Source organism: Nocardia arizonensis (assembly GCF_001310275.1).
Taxonomy (GTDB): Bacteria; Actinomycetota; Actinomycetes; order Mycobacteriales; family Mycobacteriaceae; genus Nocardia; species Nocardia arizonensis.
Map to the genome: position 1 here is coordinate 13,446 of NZ_LGYZ01000107.1, position 24,053 is coordinate 37,498.

Genomic DNA, 24,053 nt, shown 5'->3' on the forward strand with positions numbered 1-24,053 from the left:
AGACGAACTCCTATCTTTCAGAGCTTCGCGACCATGGATCGTCCACGCTATCCGGGCTGTACTCGATATACGAGATCACCGAGTACAGGAGAAACAGTGGAATACGGCAGCAATGCACCGCGCACCGCACTCGTCGTCGTCGCCCATCACCGTCCGGATTCACTCACCGCCCATATCGGCAGACGTACGGTCACCCAATTGGAGACCGCGGGATTCCGGGTCGATCTGCTCGACTTGAACGGCGAGGGATTCGATCCGCGAATGACGGTCGCCGACCAGCCGGATTGGAACGACCGGGACAAGGTCTACTCCGCCGAAGTCGGCGCGCACATGGACCGCATGCTCGCCGCCGATCACGTGATCGTGGTCTTTCCCGTGTATTGGGGTAGCGTGCCCGCGCTGCTCAAGGGCTGGATCGACCGGGTGTGGAACTACGGGTTCGCCTACGGTCACAGCACGCCTCGGCTGGCGGGCAGAACCATTCTGTGGCTCGGTCTGGCGGGCGCGACCTCGAGCGATCCGGTGGTGGAGGCGATGCGGGCGATGCTGGACAACCAGTTGAACGCCTCCATCGCCTACTACTGCGGATTCGATCGGTCGACCGTCGGCCTGCTGACCGACGCCGAGGAAAATCCCCAGAGCGTCTCCCCCGAAGGCGAACTGCTCATCGGCGACGCGGTATCCGCAAACGAACGCGACGCCCATTACGCCGAATTCGAGCGCAGGGCAGCCGATTTCGTGACCGCGTCGCTCGCGGCCGACCGCGAGGCCGTCGGAGCGGAATCCCGTCGTTGAGCGTTGCGCGGAGGAGGGGCCGGACGGCGCCCGGCCCCTCCTCGGATTCAGGCGGCCGGTGTCTTCCATCCGGTCGGCAGGTTACCGACGCGAATCCGTTGCGGATGATCGCCAACGGGGATCGAGGTGATCTTGTTGCCGGTGCCGAAATCGATCGCGGTCACCTGGTCGGCGGCGCTTTCGGAGATGATGCACGCTTTCCCGTCACCGCTGACCGTTGCCCAGTACGGCTTGGACGCGGTCACCAGCGGCCCCTCCTGAAGGGTCGCGCGGTCGACGATGGTGGCGTAGTCGTCCATCGTTCCGGCGATGCACAACTTGTTGCCCGACGGGTCCATCGACATGCCGTGATGACGCGAGTCGTTGACCCAATCCTTCCGTTCGGGGCTGGTATTCGGGTTCTTCGGCAACTCCTTGATACGCAGGATCTTGTCGGAGGCCACGTCGTATTCGAGGAAGCCGTTGAAGAACGACACCTGGAAGTACATCTTGGACTCGTCGGGGGTGAAGGCCACCGGACGCACGGCGTCCGAGAGCCCCTTCTGACCGAACGCGTCGAGGCGATCGCGCATGTCGATCGTCCTGACCACCTTGAAGGTATTGGCGTCGGCGACTGTGATCTTGCGGTCGCCCTTGGTGAAGTCGAGGAACGGAGCGTCGAGATCGGTGTTGACGTCCCCGATCGCCATGTTCCAGATCTTGCCGTCGGCGGTGAAGACGTTCTCGTGCGGTTTGTCACCGGTGGCGAACTTACCCAACTCCTTGCCGGTGACGATGTCGAGCACATGGACGGTATTGCTGGTCGAGGCCGAGACCGCGACCCGTTTGCCGTCCGGCGATACGGCCATGTGATCGGATCGGTTGCCCGAGACCGGGAACCGCCACTTCACCTTGCCGGTGGCACTGTCGACGGACACGACGTCGGCGAAGCTGGGTCGCGAGACGACGATGGCCGAACCGTCCGGGGTCGTGTACATGTCGTCGATGTACTGGTCGTGGCCTTCGCCGACCGTCTGGCGGATGCCGAGAAAGTAAGCGAGCTTGATCGGATTGAGGTAGATCTCGCGAAGCCGCTCGTCCTTGTCGGGAATAAGGTTGATCCGACCGATCTTGGCGAAGTCGCCGGTGGATTCGATGATGTCGGCGACGCCCTCCCAGTTGTTGCCGACGAGCATTATCTGGTTCAAGCCGGGCTCGGCGCCGGCTCGGCCTACTTCGTAGGTGAATACGCCTGCCATCATGGTCGCGACGAGGGCCGCTGCCGCGCTGCGCCACACCCGTCTACGATGAGGGGTGGTTGCTGAGACGCGCATAGAATTCCTCCAGGAAAGTACTGCGGTCGTGGGGCGCGGTTGGAGCGCGCCCCACAATGCCGTGGCTATCCTGGGGCAAGGACGGCCACAGCATCCGCAACGTGGAACAATATGGCCGGCCGGGCACTAGCACACAGAGCCTTGTGGGCGTTGCGACCCGAGTCTGAATATTCGTGTATTCAGACTCGGGTTACTGAAGAGTAGACAATCGTGTTGTGGACCACAACCCCTCGGTGCCGGGCCCGTAGAGAGGGGTAGACATGGCCAGGATCGCCTCCGCGACAGGCCGTTACGGTGGCCGACCAGCATCGGAACGGCACGCCGAACGTCGCATGCGACTGCGCGAAGCCGGACTGGATCTGTTCGGCGCGGGACCGGGATATCGCAACAGTCGCTTGGTGGATGTGTGCAAGCGCGCGGGATTGTCCACCCGGCAGTTCTACGAGGAGTACCACACACTCGAAGACCTGCTGGCCGACCTCCACCTGTCCGTCAACGAACTGGCCGAACAACGTCTCGTAGCCGAAATCGGGCTCGTAGCGGACCTACCCATCCGCGACCGTGTAGCCAGGATCGTCCACACCTACATCGACGCCGTCACCGTCGACCCGCGTTTCACCCGCATCCTGTTCGTCGAAATCGTCGGTGTGAGTGAACGACTCGACCAACAGCGCCTGGAACGGCGGTCGCGCTGGATCGAGCTGCTGGTCCAACTGTACGAGGACGCACTCCGCCGCGGCGACATCACCCCATTCGATCCCAGACTCACCGCGGCGACATTCGTGGGGTCGGTCAACGGTCTCATGCACGACTGGACCGTCGGCTGGGTCGACGCCACCAGCGATCAAGTCGCCGACGAATTGCAGCGCATGCTGATAGGCAGGCTGGAACTCAGCCACGCGGAAGACCTGGCCTGACTCGACTGAAATGAATGATCATTCTTCTTTCGAGAGGATGTGAACGGCGTCTCTCGATAGCGCTGCGCTATCGACCGTTCCGGTGATTCGTTAGCCCAGAAGTTATTGCCCAACGGCGATTTCTCCGTCTAGAGTGACTCGGAACACAGCCGGTGAGGCAGACCGGTCACCCGGTCGGGGCGGCCGGCGACAAGTGGGTGGGTATTCCCAGAGGTAGGCTCGATCATCGGTGTTTGTCATCAACTTCATCAGGGCGGTTGTCGCCGCGGTTGCCCGGCGGTGGCGCGAACGCGGCTCGATCAGCGTGCGAACCCGAGTGCTCGCCATCGTCCTCATCCCGAGCGTGGCTCTGCTCGGCATCGGCGTGGGCTCGGCCATCTACCTCATACGTGACGGGCAGGATGCCGAGGAATGGGCCGGCCTCGCCAGCGCCACTGCCGAACCGGCGCGTCAGATGATCGAGGCTTTCCAGGCCGAACGCGCGGCATCGCTGCTGCATCTGAGCGGTGACCCGTCGGCTACCGCGAGTCTCACCCTGACCCGCAAGAATTCGGACCTCGCGCTGGCCGCGCTGAAAGCCCAAGGTGACGCCGCCGCGGCGCTGCGACCCGACCTCGCCAACGACATCGACGGCTTCAGCCAGCTCTACGCCCAGCTCCCGACCCTGCGCGCGGCCATCGATGCCCGCGCCGTCCCGACCGACCAAGCGTTCTCGCTCTATTCGACGGTCATCGACACCATCGTCACCGCGTCGCTGCTGGCCGCCGAGGTGGCGCCGGACCCGAATATCGCGGTACGGCTGTACCAGGCGATGCTCTTGCTGCGCGCGGGCGAATCGATATCGCGCGCCGCCACCATCGGTTCGGTGGCCCTGCTCACCGAAGAACTCCCCCGCAGGCAGTTCGCCGAATTCAGCCGCTACGTGGGAGACGCGCGCGGACAGCTCGACTACGTCGCCTCGACGCTGTCCGGGAAGCGGCAGGAGCAGCTGAAGAACCTGATCGAAGGGCAGAACCGCAAGCAGATCGTGGCGATGGAGGACGCCGTGATCCGCCGCGGGGTGGTCGAGCCCGACGACCCGGAGAACTCGACCGGCGCCCGCCAGACGAACGGTACGGCGAGCCGGACCACGCGGACGAGCGCGGACGCCCTGCCGCTCACCGCCGCCGAGTGGCAGAGCACCGCCGTGCCGATCAGCAACGGCTTGGTGCAACTGTGGGTCGATCTGTGCCGCGACAGCCATACCTCGGCGACGACCACCGGACAGGAACGGGCCGCCAACTCCGCCTACGGCGGCGCGGTCGTGTTCGCGATCACCGTGCTGGTGTTCCTCGCGGCGGCGCTGCTGGCGGGCAGGCTCATCGGCCGCATGCGCCGGCTGCGTCAGGAAACCCTCGAACTGGCCGACGAGCGCCTGCCGGAGACGATTCGCACGCTCAGCGACGGCGAGCAGGTCGACGGGGACGCCGTACACTCGCCGCTGAAATTCGGAGGCGACGAGATCGGTCAGGTCGCCGACGCCTTCAACCGCGCGCACAGCGCCGCCGTCACCGCGGCCGTCGCCGAATCCAAGACCCGCTCCGGCGTCAACGCGGTCTTCGTCAATATCGCCCACCGCAGCCAGGTCATGGTGCACCGTCAACTCGCCCTGCTCGACCGCGCCGAACGCGAAGAAGAGGACCCCGGCAAGCTCGACCTGCTCTTCCAACTCGACCACCTCGCCACCCGCGCCCGCCGCAACGCCGAGAACCTCATCATCCTCGGCGGTGAGAAGCCGGGCAGGCGCTGGCGCAACCCCGTGGCACTCATCGACGTGGTACGAAGCGCGGTCGCCGAGAGCCTCGACTACACCCGCATCCAGACCGGACGGCTGCCCGACATCAGAATCACCGGCGCCACGGTCGCCGACCTCATCCACCTCATCGCCGAACTCACCGACAACGCGACGGCGTTCTCGCCGCCGGAGTCGCGGGTCGAGGTGTCGGGCAACCTGGTCGGCAAGGGGGTGGCGATCGAGATCTCCGATCAGGGTCTCGGCATGTCCGACACCGAACTCGCCGAACGCAACGCCCTGCTCGCCGATCCGCCGGACTTCAGCGTCGCCGCGCTGTCCAGCGACGCGCGGCTGGGCCTGTTCGTGGTCGCCAAGTTGGCCATCCGGCACGGTATCTCGGTGCGCCTGAGCGAATCCGACTACGGCGGGATCAGGGCGATCGTGCTCGTGCCGACCGCGCTGCTGGCCTCCGACAACGATTCCCGGCCCACCGAATCCCCGACCGAGACGACCGCGCCGCGCGCGGTACTCGCGCCCGCGGCGGTATCCACCGCCCCGGCGGGCGCGTCGCACACCGCCGCTGTCGCCGCACCACCCCAGAACATCGTGGAAAAGCCCGCACTCCCGCGTCGGCGCCGCGCGATACCGGAGGCAGCGGGCGATTCCGCGACCGACGGGCGCACCTCCGCCGAGTCGACCCGCAGGCCGCGTTCGGCCGACGAAGCCCGCAGCCTCATGTCGGCCATCGAGAACGGCACCAGGCAGGGGCGTTCGAACCGCGTCGACAACGACGGTTCCGCACAGCAATTCGACCGACAGGAAGGTACCGGTGACGACCTCCAAACCCCGTAGTCTCGACTGGCTGCTCGATGATCTCATCGAGCGGCTGCACGATGTCCGCTTCGCCGTCGTGCTGTCCACCGACGGCCTGCTGCTCGGGCACTGCTCGGCGATGCCGCGTGCGGACGCCGAACGATTCGGTGCGATGGCCTCGACCCTGCACGGTGTGGCCCGCAGCGCCGGCGCGCATTTCGATGTCGGCGGAGTCTGCCAGACCGTGGTGGAACTGGACCGCGCGGTGCTGTTCATCACCGCCGCGGGCGACAACGCCTGTCTGGCGCTGCTGACCGCGGAGACCGCGAACATGGGCATGGTCGCCTACGAGATGAACCAGACCGTGCAGCGGGTCGGCACGCACCTCGCCGTCGACCCGCGCCCGAAGTCGCTCGACGACGCCGGTTCCAGACGGCCATGAACGACGAGCATGAGTCCTGGTACGACGAGGAGGCAGGTCCCCTCGTCCGGTTGTATGCCGTCACGCGCGGGCGGTCCGGTGGGGCACGGCACAAACTGGACATGCTCACGCTGGTGGTGAACGCGAGTGTCGGTGTGCAGCCGCGCCGTACGGAACCGGAGTACGCGCGGATACTGCAACTGAGCCACACCGCGTTGTCGGTGGCGGAGTTGGCGGCGCAGCTGAACCTGCCGCTGACCTCCACCAAGATCCTGGTCGGCGACCTGATCGATGACGGCCTGCTGAAGTTCCGCTCCCCCGACCCCGCGCCGGACTCGGCCGCGCGCAACACCCAGTTGCTGCGCGCGGTGCTCAAGGGCATTCAGGCGATCTGAGCCGGCCCGTCCGGTCGTCGGCTCAGGTCAGTCGCGCGACCAGGCGGCGGGCGTTCATGTAGGCGATCGCCTCGATGGACACCATCGGGTTGACTCCCGACGCGGTCGGGAAGCAGGACGCGTCGGCGACGACGATATTGGGCACCTCCCAGGTGGCGCCGTCGGGATCGGTCGCGGAGTCGGCGCGGGAACCGCCCATGCGAGCCGAACCCATGATGTGCAGCGCACCCATGCCGCAGCGCGCGGGCGCGTACCCCGCGGCGCGGGCGGACTCGACGAATTCGGCGTGCGAACCCCGCACGCCGGGTTCGTATTCCGCGCCCGCCTGATGTCCGGAGAAGATCCGCTTCGCCCCCGCCGCCTCCAGGATGCGGGCCGCGCCGCCGACGCCGACATGCAGGTGGGCGGCGTCGAAATCGGAGATGCGGTACTTCACCACGGCTTCGCCGCCGCGATCGATGGTGACCGTGCCGTGGTCGCGGTCGCGGGTGATTACGCCGACGGCGACGGTGCGCGACAGATCCAGCATCGCCCGCCGATGGTGTTGCGCCCCACGCCAATTCATGAAGCCGATCATCATGCCGGGATGCAGCGGCCCGGTCTCGTAGATGACGCCGTAGCCGTTGTCGAGGTCACCGTGCCTGCGCGAGATGCGACCCTGGAGCGCGCCCTCCCACGGCCGCACCTGTTCGTCGAAGACGCCGAAGACGGCAGAGGCCGGATGCAACCGCAGGTACTTGCCGATGTTGTCGTTTCGCAGGCCCGAACGCCGCAACAGCGTGGGCGTCTGAATCGCGCCCGCGGCCACGACGACGGCCCTCGCCTTGACGTGCACGCGCGCACCGTCGGCGGTCACCGCGCGCACGCTCTCGGCGCGGCCCTCGCGCACCTCGATGGTGCGCACGTCCGCGCCTACCACCAGGGTCGCGCCGTGGTCGGCGGCATCGGCGAGCCAGGTCTTGGTGACCGACTGTTTGGCGCCCAGCCTGCATCCGTAACCGCAACGGCCGCATTCGGTTCCGGCGTCGCAGACCTCACCGACATTGCGGGGCAGCGCGGCCAGATCCCATCCGAGCGCGTTCACCCCGCGCTCGAGGACGCTGTCGCGGGCCGACAGCGGCGACCGGTCGCCGCGCACGCCGATGCGGCGTTCGACGGCGTCGAGGGCGGCGCTGAACTCGTCCTCGGCGAATTGGGTCGCGCCGAGACCCGCCCACTCGGCGCGCACATCGTCGGGGGTGCGCAGCGAGGTGGTCCAGTTGACGACCGTGCCGCCGCCAAGACATCCGCCCGCGACCAGGGTGAGCTGGCCCTCGGCGGTGGCCTGCGGTCCGGCGGCATAGAGCTTGGTGAGGCTGTCGAGTTCGTCGGTACCGAAGTCGGCGTCGTCGTAGTAGCCGCCGCGTTCGAGGACGACGACCGAAAGTCCGGCCTCGGCCAGCACCGCCGCGGCGGTGCCGCCGCCCGCGCCGGAGCCGACGACCACCACGTCGCAATCCAATTCGGTGTCGGTGGTGGGCCGCAGCGGGGTCAGCGCGGGCGCGGGCGCGGAGTCGAGCGGTCCGGGCGGCGCGGGGTAGCCCATTTCTTTCCAGACGGGGCTGACGCCGTCGGGGCCGGGCGTCGTGTAGTAGGACAGCACCGCCGCCGATTTCAGCGCCTGGAAGATGGCGCGCTTGGCGCCGAAGCGGGAATCGCCGAGTCGCAGCAGGAATTGTTCGCGGCCGCGCGGCGACAGCGCGGAGAAGCGGCGCGGGCCGACTCCCGCCAGCAGACCCATGACCGGCGAATCCCAGAGCCCGAGCAGGGTGGCGAACTGTTTACGGTCGGCTTCCCGAGGGTTGCGGTCGAGCAGCCGCAGCACGATATCGGCGACGTTCAGTTCACTTGCCGAGGGAATTCCGAGCCCGTCACCCGGCACGAACGTATCGCAGATCAATTCGAGCGTTGCACGCTGCTTGGCCGTGAGATCCATGCCGTCATCCATCCTTCCAGTGGACCGACGCCGAGGGCGCGGCGCGTCCGTATCACTCGCGCGCGGACCGCACTCGGTGTCAACCGGTGTCTAACAGATGCGGGCGGCAGCAGAATTGTGATTCACATAATGTGTGTGCTGGAACACTACCCCGGTGAATCGGCGCAGTAAAGCGGGGACGTTTCAATACGCGGCGGGTATCGGTGGGCCGGACGCGGCGGCGGGCGTCCGCAGGCGCCCGCTCGCGCCGTTGCGAGGCGGACACCCTCGCCGGATCACTCGGGACCCGGACGCTCAGGTCAGGTCGTAGACGGTGACATCGCCGACCTGTCGCGCGGTGTAGTGGGTCTGTACCCATTCGGCGATCTGTTCACCCGTCGACTTCGGCGCGTCGGCATCCGGGCGGGCAGGCGACGGACCGGGCCTGCGGGCGGCCACGAAATAGCCGATCTCCCCGTCGGCGACGAGTTCGCGGAACCGGTCAAGGCTGGGCGCATCGTCGCCGCCGGCGAAGCCGCCGATGGCCATCACCGAAGTGCCCGTGCGCAATTCGAGGGCCGAGGCGCCGAACGAGCCGACCGTGGCCGCGGTCCAGCGCCGGTCCGAAGCGCGCAGCATGGCCTCCAGTTCGGCATTGTGGGCGATACCGGGCGGTCCGCCCGGCCCCGGGGGCGCGCCACGTGGCGGTCCCACCTCACTCGTCGATGCCGTGCCGGGCAGTGCCGCCGTGCCGGATGATGACATGTCCGACGACGGCATGGAGTCCCGCGACATGCGCTGCGGCGCCGGACTCGTGTCATCCGCGTCGGGCCCGCCGAACGGATCGATCGCCCGACCGCCGTCGACCTCCCCGGACCCCGCCGCCATTCCCAGGCCCGCGAGCGGGGCGGGCGGTCCGCCGGTGGGCGGTCCACCGTGCGGTCCGGCCGCCGCCGCATCACCCCTCGGTCCCGAGGCCGGTATGCCGCCACCGTGCGCCGACATGGCGGTGACCACCGCGTAGGACGTGGTGCCCGCGAAGCCGGCGAGAAGCGCCGCCACCGCGGCCACCGTCGGCAGCCATCGGGTACGGCGGGCGTCATAGTTCGATTCGGCGGTCGCGCATCCGAGAACGGCGAACGCGACGGCCGCGAACGCGGCGGCGGCGATGATCGTCCAGCGCAACCAGGGCAGCCACTCCGGGGTCCGGTCAAGGAGGATGAACGACCACGCGCCGGTCACCGCGGCCATCACCGCGAGGACCAGCGTCGCGGCGCGCCGTTCCCGCGACCGCCACAGCCGCGAGACGCCGACGCCTACCAGCGCGGCGACCGCGGGTGCGAGCGCCACGGTGTAATAGGGGTGGATGACCCCGCTCATGAAGCTGAAGACCAGCGCGGTGACCAGCAGCCAACCGCCCCACAGGATCAGCGCCGCGCGCAGCCGATCGGTGCGCCGCGCACGGCGGGTCATCCACAGTCCGGCCACCAGACCGATGAGCGCGGCGGGCAGCAGCCAGGAGACCTCGGTCGCCATGAGATCACGGAACAGCCGGGTGATACCGGTGTCGCCGCCGAAGGCCGGGCCCAACTGGGCGCCCGCGGGTCCGCGGTCGGACGGCCCACCCGGATTGCCGTGGCCACCGAGGAGCCGTCCGAGTCCGTTGTAGCCGAGGGCCAGTTCCCACAGGCTGTTGTTGGCCGAACCGCCGATATAGGGTCGCGCGCCCGCGGGCCAGATCTCGACCAGCGCCACGTACCAGCCGCCCGCGAGGACGAGTGTCACGCCCGCGGTCATGAGTTTGCCCGTCCTGGACCAGAATCCGCCCGGGGCGGCGAGGAGGAAGACCGCGCCGAGCGCGGGCACGACGAGCAGCGCCTGGAGAAGTTTGGTGAGGAAGCCGAATCCGATGGCGACGGCGGCGAGCGCCAGCCATCCGGTGCCCGCCGACCACCAGCGCGAGTTCTCGGCGTCGATCGCGCGCACGGTGCAGTAGGCGGCGGCGATCAGCAGGAAGGTAAGCAGCGCGTCGGGATTGTCGTAACGGAACATCAGCGCCGCGACCGGTGTCGCGGCCAATGCCGCGCCCGCGAGCAGACCCGCGCGGACCCCGCACCAGCGCCGCACCGCCGCGTAGAGCAGGGCCACCGAACCGATGCCGAGCAGCGCCTGCGGCAACAGCACCGACCAGGACCCGAAGCCGAACACCCGCGCCGACAGGCCCATGAGCCACAGGGAGGCGGGCGGTTTGTCCACCGTGATCGAGTTGCCCGCGTCGTGCGACCCGAACAGCAGCGCCGACCAGCTGCGCGAACCCGCCTGCGCGGCGGCGGCGTAGTACTCGTTGCCCCATGCGGAGACGCTCAGGTCGCCCAGGTACAGCAGTGCGGTCGCGGCCAGCAGCGCCGACAGCGCGGGCCGTGCCGCGCGCGGCCGCGTATCGGGTCCGTACAGTACGCGGCGCAACGCCTGTCCTCGCGCGGGCGAGGTCCTCGCCCGTCCCTGCGTCACCGTCACCACGCACGCGCCTCCGTAATCCCGTGTGCCGTCGGGTCGAACCTAGGCGCACCGCCTGACCCCGAACTCCGAAGTTCCTGCGAAGAAGCTGTGAACAACCCCCGGTGTGGCGTAGGCGTCGACCGCCGCGGTTCCGGGCAACGGCGCGCGCGACGGGGGTGGGCGCGCCTCACGTGGACAGGCGCAGCCGCCATTCGCCGCGGTAGCGCAGCCTGGTCACGCCCGCGGGCGGGATGTCGACGCGCCAGAAGGAGGTCGGCGGGGCCGCCAGCGTCACCAGCAGCGCGGCCCGGACGACGGCCGGATGGGTCACCGCGACGGTCGACACGCCTGCCGAGGCGATCTCGGCCATCCAGGACCGGATGCGCTCGATCACATCGGTCACCGATTCACCGCCGTGGCCGCGGAACTCGGGATCGGTGAGCCAGGCGTGGAGCTCGTCCGGGGGCAGCGACGCCAGCTCGCCGCCGCGCCAGCGGCCCGCGTCGAGGTCGCGCAGGCGGGCGTCCTCCGTGCCGGTCAGGCCGAGCAGGGCCGCGGTCTCCACGGCGCGGCGTTCGGGTCCGGTCACGACCCGGTCGGCGCCGAGTCGCCCGCCGACGACGACCGCGCGGCGGCCCGCCTCGGTCAGCGACTCGTCCACCGGGAACCGCGCCTCGCGCATCGCCTCGGTCGTGCCGTGGCTGACCAGGTCGAGTCTGAGCACCTTCCGCACCATCGCAGCGTACGGCGACCGACGTGGGCGCGGCGTTGTCGGTGGCCGGGTGCAGACTGTTGGCATGGGCGAGGACGCGACCGCCGCATTCAGCACCGCCGCATTCGGCACCGCCGATTTCTCCCGGGCCACCCGGGAGTGGTTCGACGGCGCCTTCCCCGCGCCCACCCCGGCCCAGCTCGGCGCGTGGCAGGCCATCGCCGCGGGGGAACACACGCTGGTCATCGCGCCAACGGGGTCGGGTAAGACGCTCTCGGCGTTCTTGTGGGCGATAGACCGGCTCATGAACCGGGAACCCGCCCCGAAGGACGCGGAGCGGGCGGGCACCACGGTGCTCTACGTCTCGCCGCTCAAGGCGCTGGCCGTCGACGTGGAACGCAATCTGCGCGCCCCGCTGGTCGGCATCACCCAGACCGCCGTACGCCTCGGCGCCCCCGCCCCGGAGGTCACCGTCGGCGTGCGCTCGGGTGATACGAGTCCGGCCGACCGGCGCTCCATGCTGCGCAAGCCGCCCGACATCCTCATCACCACGCCGGAGTCGCTGTTCCTCATGCTCACCTCGGCCGCGCGCGACACACTCGCGAACGTCGGCACCGTGATCGTGGACGAGGTGCACGCCATCGCGGGCTCCAAACGCGGCTCCCACCTGGCGCTGTCACTGGCCCGACTCGACCTGCTGACCGAGCGGCCCGCCCAGCGCGTCGGCCTGTCCGCCACCGTGCGCCCGCCCGATGAGGTGGGCCGCTTCCTCGTCGGGTCCGCGCCCATCACCATCGTCGCCCCGCCCGCGCCCAAGACCTTCGACCTGTCGGTGCGGGTGCCGGTCGCGGATATGACCGAGATCGGCGATTCCGATCAACCCGGATCCATCTGGCCGCATGTGGACGAGGCCATCGTCGACCTGGTGCTCGAACACCGTTCCAGCATCGTGTTCGCCAATTCCCGCAGGCTTGCCGAACGCCTCACCGCGCGGCTCAACGAGACCTTCGCCGCCCGCGTCGGCGATCCGGTCGACACCGCGCACGGCCCGCCCGCACAGCTCGGACCGTCCACCGAGGTCACCCACGGTGCCGAACAGCTGCTGGCCCGCGCCCACCACGGTTCGGTCAGCAAGGAGCAGCGCGCGCTCATCGAGGACGATCTCAAGAGCGGTCGGCTGCGCTGCGTGGTCGCCACCAGCAGCCTCGAACTCGGCATCGATATGGGCGCGGTGGATCTGGTGGTCCAGGTGGAGGCCCCGCCGTCGGTCGCGGGCGGCCTACAGCGGATCGGGCGCGCCGGGCATCAGGTCGGCGAGATCTCCAAGGGGGTGCTGTTCCCCAAGCACCGTACCGACGTGATCCATTGCGCGGTCACCGCGCAGCGTATGCTCGGCGGCCGGATCGAGGAGATTCGCATACCGGCCCATCCGCTCGACATCCTGGCGCAGCAGACCGTGGCCGCCTGCGCCCTGGAACCGATCGACGTCGACACGTGGTTCGACACCGTGCGCGGCACCGGCAGTTACGCCACGCTGCCGCGCTCGGCCTACGAATCGGTACTCGACCTGCTCGCGGGCCGCTATCCCTCCGACGAATTCGCCGAACTGCGCCCGCGCGTGGTGTGGGACCGCGACGCGGGCACCCTCGCCGGTCGACCCGGCGCGCAACGGCTCGCGGTCACCTCCGGGGGCGCCATTCCCGATCGCGGCATGTTCGCCGTCTATATGGTGGGCGAGAAGAATTCGCGGGTCGGCGAACTCGACGAGGAGATGGTCTACGAATCCCGGGTCGGCGATGTCTTCGCCCTCGGGGCGACCAGTTGGCGCATCGAGGAGATCACCTTCGACCGGGTCATGGTCACGCCCGCGTTCGGCCAACCCGGTCGGCTCCCGTTCTGGCACGGCGACGGACTCGGCCGTCCCGCCGAACTCGGCGCGGCGCTCGGCGAATTCGTGCGCAAGTCGGGCGAGGGCGCGAAAGCCGCGGATCGACCTCGCCCCGAACCGATCTCGCCCGACGGCCCGGTCGCCGGTCGGGTCTCCGAACAGCTGCTCGCCCTCGCGCGCGAGGCCGGACTCGACGACAACGCCACGGTCAATATGGCCGCGCTACTGGACGAACAGCGCGCCGCCACCGGTCATCTGCCCACCGACCGGACCCTCGTGGTCGAACGATTCCGCGACGAACTCGGCGACTGGCGGCTGGTACTGCACTCCCCCTACGGCCTGCCGGTACACGCGCCGTGGGCGTTGGCGGTCGGGGCGCGCCTGCGTGAGCGATTCGGCGTCGACGTCACGCCCAATGCCTCCGACGACGGCATCGTGGTCCGGCTGCCCGACACCACCGACGATCCGCCCGGCGCCGACCTGTTCGTCTTCGATCCCGAGGACATCGACGACATCGTCACCGAACAGATCGGCGGGTCGGCGCTGTTCGCCTCCCGTTTCCGGGAGTGCGCCGCGCGGGCGCTATTGCTGCCACGGCGCGATCCGGGCAAGCGCGCACCGCTGTGGCAGCAGCGGCAGCGCTCGGCGCAACTGCTCGATGTCGCGCGCAAGTTCCCGGACTTCCCGATCCTGCTCGAGACGGTGCGCGAATGTCTGCGCGATGTCTACGATCTGCCGTCGCTGCGCGAATTGCTCGGGCGGGTGGCGCACCGCAAACTGCGCGTGATCGAGGTCGAGACCGCGACGCCGTCGCCGTTCGCCAATTCCCTGCTGTTCGACTACGTCGGGCAGTTCATGTACGAGGGCGACAGTCCGCTGGCCGAACGCCGGGCCGCGGCGCTGTCGCTGGATTCGGGCCTGCTCGCCGAACTGCTCGGCCGGGTCGAACTGCGCGAACTGCTCGACGCCGCCGTCCTCGACCAGACCGAGCGGGAACTGCAACGGTTGACCCCGCAGCGTCACGCCCGCGACGCCGAGGGCCTGGCCGACCTGCTGCGACTACTCGGCCCGCTGACCGCCGATGAGGCGCGGTCGCGGTGCGACGGCGTGCAGACCGACCATCACGAATGGTTCGCCGAATTGCGCACGGCCAAACGGGCACTCGCGGTCACCTTCGCCGGGCGGACCTGGTGGGCCGCGATCGAGGACGCGGCGCGACTGCGTGACGCGCTCGGGGTCCCGCTGCCGATCGGCACACCCGCCGCCTTCATCGAACCGGTCGCCGACCCGCTCGGCGATCTGGTGGCCCGCTACGCACGCACGCACGCGCCGTTCCGCACCGAGGCCGTCGCCGAGCGATTCGGACTCGGCGTCGCCGTCGCCGTCGCCGCCCTGCACCGACTGGCGGCCGAGAAGCGGGTCGTGGAGGGCGAATTCACGCCCGCGGCCACCGGCTCGGAATGGTGTGACGTCCAGGTGCTGCGCAGGCTGCGCCGCCGCTCGCTCGCCGCGGCCCGGCACGAGGTCGAACCGGTCTCCACCGCCGCCTTCGGGCGTTTCCTGCCGTCATGGCAGCACGTGGGCACCGGGACCCTGCGCGGCGTGGACGGGGTCGCGGCCGTGGTGGAACAGCTCGCGGGCGTGCCGATGCCCGCCTCGGCCATCGAATCGCTGATCCTGCCCGCCCGGGTCGCCGACTACTCCCCCGCCCTGTTGGACGAACTCATGGCGGGCGGTGAGGTGGTGTGGTCCGGCCACGGCTCCATCACCGCCAAGGACGGCTGGATCGCACTGCATCCGACCGATCAGGCGCCCTTCACCCTCGCCGCGCCCGACGAGATCGAATTCGGCGAGGTCCATCTGCGTCTGCTGGCCGCACTCGGCGCGACCATCCCCGCGTGGACCGCGCCCGGCCCCGCCGGTCCCACGATCGAACTCGACGCCGAATCGCCTTCTGCCACGTCGCCGTACCCGGGTCCGCCGATTCCGCGGGGCGGCGGCGCGTACTTCTTCCGCGGGCTCTCCGATGCCACCGGACTGCTCGACGACACCGCGGTGGCCGCGGCGCTGTGGGAACTGGTTTGGGCGGGCCTGGTTTCCGGCGACACCTTCGCCCCCGTGCGCGGACTGCTCTCGGGCACCGCGCGCACGACGACCGCGCACCGCACACCCCGGCGCACACCGCGCGGTCGCGCGTACCTGCCGCGGGCCGCCATGCCGACCCGGACCGGCCCGCCCGCGGTCGCCGGTCGCTGGTCGCTGCTGCCGCAGCGTGTTTCGGACAATACGGTCCGCGCGCACGCGACCGCGGACACGCTGCTGGAGCGCTACGGCGTCCTGACGCGCGGCTCGGTGCAGAGCGAGGGCGTCGCGGGCGGATTCGCGCTCATGTACCGCGTGCTCACCGAATTCGAGGATCGCGGCCGGTGCCGTCGCGGCTATTTCGTCGATTCACTCGGCGGCGCGCAGTTCTCCACCACCGACGTGGTCGACCGCCTGCGCTCCTTCGACGCCGATCGCGGCGGCAACGCAACCCCCAGCGCCCGAACGGCCTTGGCGCTGGCCGCCGGTGATCCCGCCAACCCGTACGGTGCGGCGCTGCCGTGGCCCAAGGGCGAGGTCGAGGGCGGCCACCGCCCCGGCCGCAAGGCGGGCGCGCTGGTGGTGCTGGTGGACGGTGACCTGGTGCTCTACCTGGAGCGCGGCGGCAAGACCCTGCTCACCTTCACCGAGGATACGGACGCACGCCGGGCCGCGGCGAACGCCCTCGGCGATCTGGTGCGGCAACGCCGGGTGGATTCGCTGGTCATCGACCGTGTGGACGGCGATACGGTGCACGGCAACACCTTCGCCGAATTCCTCACCGCCGCGGGCTTCGTCCCGACTCCGCGCGGTCTGCGTCTGCGGAGCCGACCGTGATCGCGGCGGCGCGGGCTCGGCTACGGTCGTGGCATGCCTGAAGGCGACACGGTGTACCTGACCGCGGCGCGACTGCGGCGGGCACTGGTCGGTAAGACGCTGGTCCGCAGCGACTTCCGGGTGCCGCGGTACGCGACGGTCGATCTGGTCGGCGAACGCGTCGAGCAGGTCGCCAGCTACGGCAAGCACTTGTTCATCCGCACCCCGCGGGCCAGTATCCACACCCACCTGAAGATGGAGGGCGTGTGGCGCACCTACTGCGTCGGGGAGCGGTGGACGCGCCCGCGGGTCACCGCCCGGGTGGTGCTGACCACCGACGACACCGAGGCCGTCGGCTTCTCCCTCGGCACCGTGCAGGTGCTCGCGCGCGCCGAGGAACATACCGCGACCGACCACCTCGGCCCCGACCTGCTCGGCCCGAATTGGGATGCCGCCGAGGCGGTTCGGCGACTATCGCGCCATTCGGAGCAGCCGATCGGACTCGCCCTGCTCGATCAGCGCAATCTGGCGGGCATCGGCAATATCTACCGCAGCGAGATCTGCTATCTGCGCCGCGTCCACCCGGCCACCCCCGTGCGCGCGGTGCCGGATCTTGCCGCACTCGTCGACGAGGCCCACCGGGTGCTCACCAGGGCGGCCACCCAGCCGCCGTGGCGCCCGCTGGTGTACGGCCGTCAGGGACGGTGGCCGTGCCCGCGCTGCGGCACCGTGATCACCGTGCGCCCGCTCGATTCGACCACTCCCGCCTCCGATCGCATCACCCAGCGCGAGCGCGGTATCTACTTCTGTCCGCGGTGCCAGCCCGAACCCGGCACGGTCTGAGATCCGATCGCCCACCCGAGACCGTTGACGGCACAATCTCGCCGAGGTAACTTACAAATTGAAAGTTATACGGAGGAGAGTGGCATGAGCGATCCGCGGCGATACGTGGTCATCGGGGGCGGACTCGCGGGGCTGGCCTCCGCGGTATGGCTTGCCGAGGCGGGCAAACGCGTCACCCTGCTGGAACGGCGCGGTCAACTCGGCGGGCGCACCCACGCCATGCGCGCCGAGGCCGCCGACGACCTGCCCGACAACGGTCAGCACGTCATCGCCAGCGGCTACGAACACCTGTTCCGCTACCTGACCAGCATCGGCACCCGTGAGTATCTCGCCTATCCCGAGCGCGCGACCCTGCGCTGGCCCGACGGGCGCAAGGTGGTGCTGAAGGCGAGCGTTCCCAGCGTGCTCCGTGCCATGACCGGGGCGCATCCCGACACCACGCTCGCCGACCGGATGCGCACGGTCCTCGCCACCCTGCGGCTGGGCTGGGAGGCGCTCAACCAGCCCGCGGCGCTCGCCGACATGACGACCGAACAGTGGTTCAACCGCGTCGGCATGCCCGCCAGATCCCGTGAGGCCGTGTGGGATTGGCTCGCGCTCGGGATCGCCGCCGAACCCGTGCACCAGGAATCGGCCAAAGTGTTCGCCGACGTCATGGCCACCGGCCTGCGCCTTGCGGTCGAACACCGCCGTCCGACGGCGATCGGCTTCCCCACCGTCGATCTCGACACCCTCTACGTCACCGGCGCGCTCGACGTGTTCCGCCGCCACGGTGTCGAGGTGAAATACCGTGCGGTGGCGCGCCGCATCCATATCACCGACGGCGCGGTGACCGGGGTGCTGATGGCCGACGGCACCGTCGAACCCGCCGACGTCGTGGTATGCGCGGTCCCCAACGGCAATATCGGCGGACTGCTCGACGAGCTGCCTGAGCACGCCGAAATCTACGCCGCCGCAGACAAACTCGGCTACACCCCGATCGTCAGCACCAATCTGTACCTCGACCGCCCGCTCGGCACCGACGGCGAATTCGAGGCCATCATCGGCGGCGCCGGCGTCATCGACGAGGTCTTCGACCGCCAGCGCATGACCGGACGCGACACCGGTCGGGCCTGGCTGTACTGCCTGACCACCAGCGGGGCCTACGAACAGATCCACAAGACCAACGAGGCGATCGTCGCCGAGCAGATGGCCCTGCTACGCCGCTACTACCCCGCCGCGGCCGACGCGCAGGTGGTCCAGGCTCAGGTGGTCCGCATGCCCAAGGCGACGTTCTCGCAGGTCGTAGGCACGCACGGACTGCGCCCGCAGCAGCGGACCTCGGTACCGACACTGGTCCTCGCCGGCGACTGGACCGCCACCGACTGGTCCGCGACGATGGAGAGCGCGGTACAGAGTGCGGCGAAGGCGGTGGACCTGCTGCTTGCGCTACCGTCGGTGCGGTGAGCACCGAACGCCGCGCGGTCGCATCCGCCGCACCCCGTTCCACCGACGCGGGCGGCGCGCAGCAGCCCAAGCGGCGCATGTCCGCCGCCGACCGGCGCGCTCAGCTACTCGACATCGTCCGCGACATCGTCGCCGCCGAGGGTTTCGCCGCGGTCACCATCGACCGGGTCGCCCGGGAGGCCGATGTCGCCCGCGCACTGGTCTACCAGCAGTTCACCGATCTGTCCGGCATGATGACCGCACTGCTCGACCGCGAGAGCGCCATCGCCGTCGCCGGTATCGGCAGCATCGAACAACTCGACGATCCCGACCGGGTCAGCGGCGGCATCCTCGCCTATCTGCATGGCGCGCCGACAAGTTGGCGCATCATGTTGAGCCCGCCCGACGGCGGCCCGCCGGATCTGCGCGAACGTCTCGAGGCGGGTCGGGCCTACGCGCGCAGGATCGGCGCGCGCCACCTGTCGCGCCACACCGGCGCCGAGGTCGACCCCGACGGCCCCACTCTGCGCGTCATGCTCGCGGCCATCGAGGAACTGGCCCGACTGCACTTGGCCGATCGCCGAACCTATCCCGACGAGTTGGTGCTGCGCTATCTGCGTGCGCTGATGACCTGGTCGGCGGGACTGGAGACGCCGAAGAGCTGAGTTCAGCCTCCAGCGTCCAGCGTTCAGCTTCCGGCGTTCAGCCCTCCAGCGGGACCGGTTCCAGGATCTGGGGACGGGGTTCGGGCGCGGCCACGCGCAGCGCGTCGGCGGAGATGTCGTCGGGTTGGGTCTGCGACCGGATCTCCGCCTCCACCCGGGCCCGATAGGTCTGCACCTCGCGGTCGATATCGGCGGGGTCCCAGCCGAGCACCGGCGCGACCAGATTCGCCACCTGTTCGGCGCAGTGCGCGCCGCGATGGGAGTACTCGATGGAGATGCGGGTCCGGCGGGCCAGGATGTCGTCCAGATGCAGCGCGCCCTCGGCCGCCGCCGCGTACACCGCTTCCACCTGGAGATAACTCGGCGCATCCGTGATCGGTTGCAGCAGTTCGGGTCTGCCGTCGGCGAGCGCCATCACCTCGTCGATGAGCGAACCGTAGCGGTCGAGCAGATGCCTGACGCGGTAGGGATGCAACCCGTAGCTCTCGGCCAAGTGGACGGTCTGATTCACCAGGGCGAAATAGCCCTCGGCGCCGAGCAGCGGCACCTTCTCCGTGATCGACGGCGATACGCGCGCCGGAATATCCTGTGCCGCTTCGTCCATGGCGTCGTAGGCCATCACCCGATATGTGGTGTACTTGCCGCCCGCGATGGCAACGAGTCCGGGCGCGATCCGCGCCACCGCGTGCTCACGCGACAGCTTGGACGTCGAATCGCTCTCCCCGGCCAGCAGCGGCCGCAGACCCGCGTACACGCCATCGATATCGGCGTGGGTGAGCGGGGTGACCAGCACCTCGTTCACCCGCTTGAGCAGGTATTCGATATCGGCCTCGGTCGCCGCGGGATGGGCCAGGTCCAGATTCCAGTCGGTGTCGGTGGTGCCGATGATCCAGTGCGCGCCCCACGGGATCAAGAACAGCACCGAGGTCGCCGTGCGGAGGATGACCGCGGTATCGCTGACGATGCGGTCACGCGGCACCACGACGTGCACGCCCTTGGAGGCGCGCACGTGGAATCGGCCGCGATTGTGCGACAGGGCCTGTACCTCGTCGGTCCAGACACCGGTCGCGTTGACGACCACGTGGGCGCGCACCTCGGCGGTGCGGCCGTCCTCGCTGTCGCGCACCTTGACCCCGCTCACCCGGTCGGCCTCGCGCAGGAAGCCGACCGCCTGCGTGGAGGTGCGGATCACCGCGCCGTAGTGCGCCGCCGTGCGGGCCACCGTCATGGTGTGCCGGGCGTCGTCGACGACGGTGTCGTAGTAGGTGACCCCGCCGATCAGCGAATCGCGGCGAAGACCGGGTGCCAGCCGCAGTGCGGCGTGCCGGGACAGATGACGCTGTCCCGGAACGGATTTCGCGCCGCCCATGGTGTCGTAGAGCACCAGGCCGGCGGCCACATACGGCCGTTCCCACCCGCGTTTGGTCAGCGGGTAGAGGAAACGCAGCGGCTTCACCAGATGCGGCGCCAGCGTCGACAGCGCCAGCTCCCGTTCGCGCAGCGCCTCGCGCACGAGTCCGAACTCCAGCTGTTCGAGGTAGCGCAGACCACCGTGGAACATCTTCGAGGACCTGCTCGAGGTACCCGAGGCCAGATCGCGCGCTTCGATCAGCGCGACCGTCAGACCGCGGGTGGCCGCGTCCAAGGCGATGCCGGCGCCGACCACGCCGCCGCCGACAACCACGACATCGAAATGATCTTTGCCGAGGCGCTCCCACGCCGTGCGGCGCTGTTCGGGGCCGAGCAACTGCGCGTCCGGTTTGCTGGTCATACCCGCCTCCTCCAACCGCGCTAAGGCTTGCGACTACAGGCTATGCGACCGGCCCGCGATCCCCGTTGCGGGACCGAACCGTGTCACCACACGTACTCACCGGTAACACCGCCACCCTAGCCGCAAAGACGCACCCGCGCCCACCGTGATACATCCTCGCGACAATCGGCCACGAGTCGTGGCGGGTTTAGTAGCCTGCATAGATGCGTCGCTATGTGGCCGCCATCGACCAAGGCACGACCTCGAGCAGGTGCATCGTCTTCGACCGGCACGGCCGCGTCGTCGGGGTGGCCCAGCGCGAGCACGAACAGATCTTCCCGCGCCCGGGATGGGTCGAGCACGATCCGCTGACCATCTGGCGCAATACCGAACTCGTCCTCGGCGAGGTGCTCGACACCCTCGACCTGACCCGCGCCGACATCGCCGCGGTCGGCGTCACCAACCAGCGCGAGACCACCGTGGTATGGGACCGCGCGACCGGCGAGCCGATCCACAACGCCATCGTCTGGCAGGACACCCGCACCGATCGGCTGGTCACCGAACTCGGCGGCGACCACGGTCCGGCCCGCTATCAGGAACGCACCGGCCTGCCGCTGTCGACCTACTTCGCCGGGCCCAAGGTGCGCTGGATACTCGACCGGGTCGAGGGCGCGCAGGCCCGCGCCGAGGCGGGCGAACTGTGTTTCGGCACCGTGGACAGCTGGGTGCTGTGGAATCTGACCGGCCGCCATATCACCGATGTCACCAATGCCTCGCGCACCATGTTGATGGACCTGCGCACCCTGCGATGGGATGCGCGGATCTGCGCGGATTTCGGGGTGCCCGAGGCCATGCTGCCCGAGATCCGCAGTTCCTCGGAGGTGTACGGCGAGATCACCGCGGGTCCGCTGGCCGGTGTCCCGGTCGCAGGCATCCTCGGCGATCAGCAGGCGGCCACGTTCGGTCAGGCGTGCCTGTCACCCGGTGAGGCCAAGAACACCTACGGCACCGGCAATTTCATGTTGCTGAACACCGGAAACACGCCGGTTCTCAGCAAGCACGGCCTGCTCACCACGGTCTGCTACCAACTCGGCGCGGAACCCGCCGTCTACGCCCTGGAGGGGTCGATCGCCGTCACCGGCTCGCTGGTGCAGTGGTTCCGGGACAACCTCGGCATCATCTCCTCCGCCGAGGAGATCGAGCCGCTGGCCCGCGAGGTCGACGACAACGGCGGCGCCTACATCGTGCCCGCCTTCTCGGGACTGTTCGCCCCGCGCTGGCGGCCCGACGCGCGCGGCGTCATCGCGGGCCTGACCCGGTTCGTGGAAAAGGCCCATCTGGCGCGCGCGGTCCTGGAATCCACCGCCTTCCAGACCCGCGAGGTGGTCGACGCCATGCGCGCCGACGCCGAATCCCAGCGGCTCGGCCTGGAATTGACCACTCTCAAGGTGGACGGCGGCATGGTCGGCAACGACCTGCTCATGCAGTTCCAATCCGACATCCTCGACGTACCGGTCGTGCGTCCGGTGGTCAACGAGACCACCGCGCTCGGCGCGGCATACGCCGCCGGACTCGCCGTCGGCTACTGGCCGGGCACCGAGGACATCCGGGCGAACTGGACCGCCGACCGGACTTGGCGGCCGACGATGTCGCAAGCCGATCGCGACGCCCACCTGCGGGCCTGGCACAAGGCCGTCGAGCGGACCTACGGCTGGGCGGACTGACCCGACGCCGCCGCGTGTGCGCAGGCGAGCCGGTCGATCGCCTGTTCCAGCACCGCGGCCTCGGAGGTCACGAAGCACATACGCAGGGCGTGCCTGCACCCCTTGTCCACCGCGAAGGCCGCGCCCGGAACGTAGGCCACGCCGTGTTCGATCGCGGTCGGCAACAGCGCCGCGGTATCGGTGCCGTCGGTGAAGTCGGCCCACACGAACATGCCGCCGGCGGCATCGGTGCAGACGACGCGGTCACCGAAGGTCGCGCGCACCGCGTGCACCAGCGCCTTGGCGCGTTCGCCGTAGACGGCGCGGACGGTGTCGATATGGGAGGTGAGCCAGGTCTCGTCGGCGAGCAGTTCGGCCGCGATCTGCTGGGTCAGCGCCGAACCGCACAGGTCCGCGCCCTGTTTGAGCAGTTCCACCGCGCGGCAGACCCGGTCGGGCGCGATCATCCAGCCAACGCGCAGGGTCGGGGCGATGATCTTGGAGGCGCTCGACAACCGGATCACCGACGCGCCGTACGTCGCGACGGGGGCGGGCGCGGGCGCGTCGAACCACAGTTCGCCGTAGGGGTCGTCCTCGATCACCCAGAAGCCGTTGGCCTCGGCGAGTTCGGCTAGTTCGCGGCGGCGACGCGCACTCATGGTGACCCCGCCCGGATTGTGGAAATTGCTGACGGTGTGTACGACGGCCGGACGCTGCCCGCGCGTCAGCAGATCGCGCAACACGTCCACGCGCATGCCCTCGGCGTCGAGCGGAACCGCCACGATGCGCGCACCCGCGGCCCGGAACACTTGCAGCGCACCGACATAGGCGGGGTCCTCGACGACCACCAGGTCGCCCGGATCGAGCAGTACGTCGGCCAGCAGGGACAACGCCTGTTGTGACCCGTGTGTCACGAAGACCTCGCGCAGCGCCACCGCACGGCCCATGCGGACCGATTCCCGCGCGGCGAGCACCTCGCGCAGCGGTCCCCAGCCCGGCGATTCGGTGTATTGCAGGACCTCGGGACCGCGCAGTGCCCGCTCGGCCGCATTCGCTACGCGGTCGCGCGGCATGAGCTCGGCGTCGGGCAGCCCGCCCGCCAGGCCGATGATCTCCTCGCGCGAGGTCAGCGCCAGCAAGTCGCGAATCGCCGAACCGCGCAGCCCGTCGAGTTTGCGGGCCAACCGCGGCGGATGCGACGACGACATGGTGACCTCCCGGTGAACGCCAGGGTGCGGATGGTCAACGATCCCACAGCACTACCAGAATGTGAAATCCCAATCCCAAA

General features: G+C 69.4%; 16 protein-coding genes. 10 read left to right on the forward strand and 6 right to left on the reverse strand.

The features are described from left to right. Window positions 1-96: 96 nt before the first annotated feature. Complete coding sequence (locus APZ21_RS24645; protein WP_054815660.1) at window positions 97-795, forward strand: NAD(P)H oxidoreductase; 699 nt, start codon at window positions 97-99, stop codon at window positions 793-795. A 47-nt stretch (window positions 796-842) separates the two neighbouring features. Here APZ21_RS24645 and APZ21_RS24650 read toward each other — a convergent pair whose 3' ends face one another. Continuing rightward, window positions 843-2,165 (reverse strand): YncE family protein, encoded by a 1,323-nt coding sequence (locus APZ21_RS24650; protein WP_239476798.1) that lies wholly within the window; start codon window positions 2,163-2,165, stop codon window positions 843-845. A 203-nt stretch (window positions 2,166-2,368) separates the two neighbouring features. Here APZ21_RS24650 and APZ21_RS24655 point away from each other — a divergent pair, with 203 nt between their 5' ends. From APZ21_RS24655 to APZ21_RS24670, 4 genes are all read left to right on the forward strand, one after another. Next, complete coding sequence (locus APZ21_RS24655) at window positions 2,369-3,025, forward strand: TetR/AcrR family transcriptional regulator (RefSeq protein ID WP_054815662.1); 657 nt, start codon at window positions 2,369-2,371, stop codon at window positions 3,023-3,025. 229 nt (window positions 3,026-3,254) lie between these two features. Next, a complete protein-coding gene (locus tag APZ21_RS24660; protein WP_239476799.1) occupies window positions 3,255-5,651 on the forward strand; it encodes a sensor histidine kinase in 2,397 nt (798 codons plus the stop codon). Then, window positions 5,629-6,054 (forward strand): roadblock/LC7 domain-containing protein, encoded by a 426-nt coding sequence (locus APZ21_RS24665; protein ID WP_054815663.1) that lies wholly within the window; start codon window positions 5,629-5,631, stop codon window positions 6,052-6,054. Before APZ21_RS24660 ends, APZ21_RS24665 begins: the two co-directional genes overlap by 23 nt. Next, the gene (locus tag APZ21_RS24670; protein ID WP_054815664.1) at window positions 6,051-6,428 is read left to right on the forward strand and encodes a DUF742 domain-containing protein; all 378 of its coding nucleotides are present in this window, start codon (window positions 6,051-6,053) and stop codon (window positions 6,426-6,428) included. The genes APZ21_RS24665 and APZ21_RS24670 overlap by 4 nt, the downstream gene beginning before the upstream one ends. A 22-nt stretch (window positions 6,429-6,450) precedes the next feature. Here APZ21_RS24670 and APZ21_RS24675 read toward each other — a convergent pair whose 3' ends face one another. The 3 genes from APZ21_RS24675 to APZ21_RS24685 form a co-directional block, all read right to left on the reverse strand. Further along, the gene (locus tag APZ21_RS24675) at window positions 6,451-8,403 is read right to left on the reverse strand and encodes a GMC family oxidoreductase N-terminal domain-containing protein (protein ID WP_054815725.1); all 1,953 of its coding nucleotides are present in this window, start codon (window positions 8,401-8,403) and stop codon (window positions 6,451-6,453) included. Between the two features lie 294 nt (window positions 8,404-8,697). Continuing rightward, on the reverse strand, window positions 8,698-10,899 hold the full coding sequence (locus tag APZ21_RS24680) for an ArnT family glycosyltransferase (protein ID WP_063125114.1): 2,202 nt from the start codon (window positions 10,897-10,899) through the stop codon (window positions 8,698-8,700). Between the two features lie 169 nt (window positions 10,900-11,068). Next, window positions 11,069-11,605 carry a histidine phosphatase family protein gene (locus APZ21_RS24685; protein WP_443093691.1) on the reverse strand — a complete coding sequence of 179 codons (537 nt, stop codon included), beginning with the start codon at window positions 11,603-11,605 and terminating at the stop codon, window positions 11,069-11,071. Window positions 11,606-11,678: 73 nt separating this feature from the next. On the opposite strand from APZ21_RS24685, the gene APZ21_RS24690 reads away from it, so the two are divergent. The 4 genes from APZ21_RS24690 to APZ21_RS24705 all read left to right on the forward strand — a co-directional run bounded on the left by APZ21_RS24690 (window position 11,679) and on the right by APZ21_RS24705 (window position 19,312). Beyond that, on the forward strand, window positions 11,679-16,400 hold the full coding sequence (locus tag APZ21_RS24690; RefSeq protein ID WP_054815666.1) for an ATP-dependent helicase: 4,722 nt from the start codon (window positions 11,679-11,681) through the stop codon (window positions 16,398-16,400). A gap of 33 nt (window positions 16,401-16,433) precedes the next feature. After that, window positions 16,434-17,222, forward strand: a complete 789-nt coding sequence (locus APZ21_RS24695; protein ID WP_054815667.1) for an Fpg/Nei family DNA glycosylase — start codon at window positions 16,434-16,436, stop codon at window positions 17,220-17,222. Window positions 17,223-17,306: 84 nt separating this feature from the next. After that, the gene (hpnE, locus tag APZ21_RS24700) at window positions 17,307-18,668 is read left to right on the forward strand and encodes a hydroxysqualene dehydroxylase HpnE (protein ID WP_054815668.1); all 1,362 of its coding nucleotides are present in this window, start codon (window positions 17,307-17,309) and stop codon (window positions 18,666-18,668) included. Next, a complete protein-coding gene (locus APZ21_RS24705; RefSeq protein WP_307587173.1) occupies window positions 18,665-19,312 on the forward strand; it encodes a TetR/AcrR family transcriptional regulator in 648 nt (215 codons plus the stop codon). The genes hpnE and APZ21_RS24705 overlap by 4 nt, the downstream gene beginning before the upstream one ends. A 37-nt stretch (window positions 19,313-19,349) precedes the next feature. On the opposite strand, the gene APZ21_RS24710 is transcribed toward APZ21_RS24705, so the two are convergent. Then, window positions 19,350-21,083 carry a glycerol-3-phosphate dehydrogenase/oxidase gene (locus APZ21_RS24710; RefSeq protein ID WP_054815669.1) on the reverse strand — a complete coding sequence of 578 codons (1,734 nt, stop codon included), beginning with the start codon at window positions 21,081-21,083 and terminating at the stop codon, window positions 19,350-19,352. Between the two features lie 203 nt (window positions 21,084-21,286). On the opposite strand from APZ21_RS24710, the gene glpK reads away from it, so the two are divergent. After that, window positions 21,287-22,786, forward strand: coding sequence for a glycerol kinase GlpK (glpK, locus tag APZ21_RS24715; RefSeq protein WP_054815670.1), 1,500 nt, complete (start codon window positions 21,287-21,289; stop codon window positions 22,784-22,786). Here the strand turns inward: glpK and APZ21_RS24720 are convergent. Next, window positions 22,768-23,973, reverse strand: a complete 1,206-nt coding sequence (locus APZ21_RS24720) for an aminotransferase-like domain-containing protein (RefSeq protein WP_054815671.1) — start codon at window positions 23,971-23,973, stop codon at window positions 22,768-22,770. The genes glpK and APZ21_RS24720 overlap by 19 nt on opposite strands. Window positions 23,974-24,053 lie beyond the last annotated feature (80 nt).